The sequence below is a fragment of the Microcoleus sp. Pol7_B2 genome (assembly GCF_036701035.1).
Lineage (GTDB): Bacteria > Cyanobacteriota > Cyanobacteriia > Cyanobacteriales > Microcoleaceae > Microcoleus.
This window is the reverse complement of record NZ_JAUBQB010000150.1, coordinates 1-4,871: the sequence shown is the minus strand read 5'-3', so window position 1 is coordinate 4,871 and position 4,871 is coordinate 1. Positions and strand designations below refer to the sequence as shown.

At 44.4% G+C, this 4,871-nt stretch carries 1 protein-coding gene and 1 pseudogene; both read left to right on the top strand.

The window, feature by feature from the left end; translation table 11 throughout:
- The coding region (locus QUA57_RS28040) for an AAA family ATPase (RefSeq protein WP_333065049.1) at window positions 1–4,609 on the top strand (4,609 nt) is incomplete at its 5' end.
- A gap of 90 nt (window positions 4,610–4,699) precedes the next feature.
- Window positions 4,700–4,871 (top strand): annotated as a pseudogene (locus QUA57_RS28825) (serine/threonine protein kinase); the annotation flags it as partial.

Sequence of the window (4,871 nt, the reverse complement as noted above, 5' to 3'; positions counted from 1 at the left end):
GAAGAATGCCGAAAAGCGCTATCAAAGTGCCAAGGGATTGAAACATGACTTAGAAAAGTGTTGGCAGCAGTACCAAGCAACTGGAAAGATTGAAACATTTGAGTTAGGAAGGCGAGATATATGCGATCGCTTCCTGATTCCCGAAAAACTCTACGGTCGAGAAACTGAAGTACAAACCCTGTTGAATGCCTTCGAGCGCGTGGCAAATGGCACCTCAGAATTAATGCTAGTCGCTGGGTTCTCCGGGATTGGAAAAACGGCAGTCGTCAACGAGGTGCATAAACCCATTGTCCGGCAGCGCGGCTATTTCATTAAAGGCAAATTCGACCAGTTCAACCGCAATATTCCCTTCTCGGCATTTGTCCAGGCATTCCGCGATTTTATGACACAATTACTATCAGAATCGGATGCTGAGTTACAAAGCTGGAAAACCAGGATTAGGTCAGCAGTTGGAGACAACGGGCAAGTCTTGATTGACGTAATTCCTGAAGTAGAAAGCATTATTGGCACTCAACCTCCTGCACAAGAACTATCAGGAAGTGCGGCACAGAATCGCTTCAATCTGCTAATGCAGAAATTTGTGCAAGTTTGTACCACAAAAGAACATCCCTTGGTGATGTTTTTGGACGATTTGCAGTGGGCGGATTCAGCATCACTAAAGCTGTTACAACTGTTGATGGAGGATACAGGGCATTTATTGGTGTTGGGTGCTTATCGGGATAATGAAGTGTCGCCAGTTCATCCGTTGATTTTGACAGTGGATGAGATTGTTAAATCTGGGGCGAGGGTGAATAAGATTACGCTGCAACCGTTGAGTTTAGGGGATATGAATCAGTTGGTGGCAGAGACGCTGAACTGCGATTTGCCTATTGCTCAACCCTTGACAGAATTGGTGTATCAAAAAACTAAGGGTAATCCCTTCTTTGCCACACAGTTCCTTAAGGCATTACATGACGATGGGTTGATTACCTTTGATGGGAATATACGGTATTGGCAGTGCGATATTGCTCAAGTCAGAGCTTTAGCTATCACCGATGATGTGGTGGAGTTTATGGCACTGCAATTGCAGAAGCTACCGATCGCAACTCAGGCTGTCCTGAAGTTGGCGGCTTGTATTGGCGCTCAGTTTGATTTAGCTACTTTGGCGATCGTTTCCGAAAAGTTACCCGAAGAAACGGCGGCTGATTTGTGGAAAGCGTTACAAGAAGGCTTGCTCGTCCCCACCACCGAAATCTATAAATTCTTTACCAAAATTGATAATTTAGATACTGTCAACCAAGCTGCTAATGCAAATTACAAATTCCTACACGATCGGGTCCAGCAAGCTGCCTATTCGCTAATTCCTGATTTAGATAAAAAAGCAACCCATCTCAAAATCGGACAATTACTTCAGCACAATTATTCAGAAATAGAGCAAGAGGAAAAACTATTTGATATTGTCGGTCATTTGAATCGAGGAATTGAGTTAATTACTCAACCGAGCGAACGGGAAAAATTAGCTCAACTAAATTTAGAAGCCGGACGCAAGGCCCGAAATTCTACAGCTTATGCTGCGGCAAGAGTCTATCTGCAAATGGGAATTGGGCTATTATCACTGGATTGTTGGCAAAGCCAGTATGAATTGACTTTGAACCTCTATGTTGCCTCCACCGAAGCCGCCTATTTGAATGCTGACCTTGATGGCATGGAAGAGATGGCAGCACTGGTGTTGCAAGAAGCTAAGACAATTTTAGAGAAAGTTAAAATTTATGTAATTAAAATCGCCGCACGGTCAGCCCAAGGCAAGGTGTTGGAAGCGATCGCGGTAGCAAGAGATACACTCTTGCAATTGGGAGTTGAATTCCCTACGGAACCTGACGAAGCCACGATTGGCAAAGCGCTACAAGCCCTGGCTAGCCAACTAAGCGGCAGACGGATTGAGGAACTGGCTGACCTGCCACCAATCGCCGATCCCCAAGCGCCAGCAGCCCTCCAACTGTTAGGACTGTTGTTTACACCCATTTTCCAGGGAATGCCCGGTTTGCTGCCCCTACTGAGTTCCACGATGGTGAGTTTATCGCTCCAATTTGGGAATGCACCTGCATCGACGGTAGGGTATGCGATTCACGGACTGGTGTTGTGTGCCTTTTTGGGAGATGTGGAAACCGGCTATGCCTTTGGTAAATTGGCACTCTCATTGCTGGAGCGGTTGAATGTACGGGAATTCAAGTCTATAATTCTGGTTCTGTTTGGGTGTTTTATTCAGCATCGCCAAGAAGCTATAAGGGCAACGATACCGACCCTGAAAGATGGCTATCTAGCTGGCATGGAAACTGCCGCTTTTCTCTACGCTGGCTACAACATAAATGTTTACTTTTATGCCCATTTCTTCGGTGGGGTAGAACTAGACACTTGGGAAACTGAAATAGTAAGTTATAGCGCTGCCTTGGCTCAGGTGAAGCAATATTCTGCCCAGGCTTTGTTGGATATGACGCAGCCGTTGGTTTATAACTTGAGGGAAACTGTAAGTCAACCGGATTGCTTAATCGGCTCTGCCTACGATGAAACGGTGATGATTCCTCAGCACCATCAGAATAATGAACTCACCGCGATCGCTTGTGCCTACATCTACAAACTGTTGCTTGCTTACTTATGGGGTAATTACACGGCTGCCCTAGACCACATGGCTCAAAGCAAACAGTATTTGATGGCAGTATCGGGATTGGTTTTTGTTCCCGCTTTCCATTTCTATGCCGCCCTCACCCACCTAGCACTTTTCCCCACACAGCCAGAAATTGAGCAAGCTGAAATTCTTGCCTCTGTGGAAACCCATCAAACCACTCTGCAACAGTGGGCGCAAAATGCTCCGATGAATCATCTGCATAAATGGTATTTAGTTGAGGCTGAACGGAAACGTGTTTTGGGCAATAAAGTAGAAGCAATAGATTTGTACGATCGCGCAATCTCCCTCGCTAAAGAAAATCAATTCCTCAACGAAGAAGCACTAGCTAATGAACTAGCAGCGAAATTTTACCTGGAATGGGATAAAGAAAAATTTGCCCAAGTTTATGCGATTGAGGCTTACTACGCCTACAGTCGTTGGGGAGCAAAAGCTAAAGTTGACGATCTGGAAAAATGTTATCCCCAACTCTTCGCTCCCATCCTTCAGCAATCTCGTTCCTTGACCTCGTTCCAGGGAACTATCTCTCTGGGAACGATCGCTTCAAGTCACACTTCTAGTAGCGTCTCTGAAGTTCTAGATTTGGCTACTCTAGTCAAAGCCTCTCAAGCCATTTCTGGGGAGATTGAACTAGATAAACTCCTGACTACTCTCCTAAAAATAGTAATTACGAACGCTGGGGCAGATAAGTGTGTCTTATTGCTAAAACAAGATGTTGAGTTAAAAGTAGTAGCCCTTGTAGAAGAGGAACAGGAACCGCAACTATTACCATCAATGCCTCTACAATCAAGTCAGGATGTGGCGATTAGTTTGGTTAATACTGTCAAACGGAGTTTGAAACCTCTGGTACTTGTCGATGCGAGGATAAATCCTCAGTTTGCAGGCGATCGCTATATTGAACAGCATCAGCCGAAAAGTGTTCTTTGTAGTCCAATTCTTAATCAAAACAAGTTGATTGGAATTTTATATCTCGAAAATAACCTGACGGTGGGGGCATTTACCAGCGATCGCGTTGAAGTGCTGAATCTAATTTGCTCTCAAGCTGCCATTTCTTTGGAAAATGCCCGTCTTTATCAAGAATCGCAACAAGCCCTTACAGACCTCAAACAGGCACAACTAAAAATAGTCCAAAGTGAAAAAATGTCGGCATTGGGCAATTTAGTAGCTGGGGTCGCTCACGAAATCAACAACCCTGTAGGATTCCTTGCTGGCAACATTACCCCTGCTTTAGATTACATTAATGATTTGTTTGGATTGCTCGATCTATTTGAGCAAGAATATCCTAATTACACTGCGGCAATTCAAGAGGAAATTGAAGCGATAGACCTCGACTACATCCGTGAAGACTTACCAAAGTTAGTGGGTTCCATGAGCGAAGGAGTGAAGCGAATCAAAGGCATCAGCACCAGTCTTCGCATCTTTTCCCGTGCCGATAGCGATCGCCCCGTTGCCTGCAATATCCACGACGGCATTGATAGCACAATTATGATCCTAAAACATCGCCTCAAGGCAAACGACACTCGCCCTGAGATTCGGGTCATTAAAGAGTATGGTGATTTACCGGAAGTAGAATGCTATGCAGGACAGATCAATCAGGTATTTATGAATTTGTTGGCTAATGCGATCGATGCTTTAGAAGAATTAAATACGGGACGTAGTTATGCAGAAATCAAAATTAATCATAATCAAATTATTATCAAGACTGAATTATCGGAAGATCGGCAGAAAGCAATAATTCGGATCAAAGATAACGGTATTGGCATGAGTGAGACGGTGAGGCAGAAGGTTTTTGATGATTTATTTACTACCAAGGGAGTAGGGAAAGGCACGGGGTTGGGATTGGCGATCGCACGGCAGATTGTAGTTGAAAAACACGGCGGTACAATCGAGGTAAATTCTCTATGGGGAGAAGGGACGGAGTTTACGATATCATTGCCTACAAACGGATGAAGTTAATTATGCGATCGCCGCATTTAACTCTTACACACAGAGGCGCACATTAATTTTTAGCAGTCAATATTTAAGATGAGGATAGCCAAAATGAATGCAGGTATAGATTTAACCAGTCCAATTGCCGGATACCGTCTAATCGAGCAACTGTACAGTGGTTCTAAAACCCTGGTTTATCGAGCCAGTCGAGAAACAGACCAGATTCCGGTTGTCATTAAACTATTAAATCGAGACTATCCCAGCTTCAGCGAACTGCTGCAAT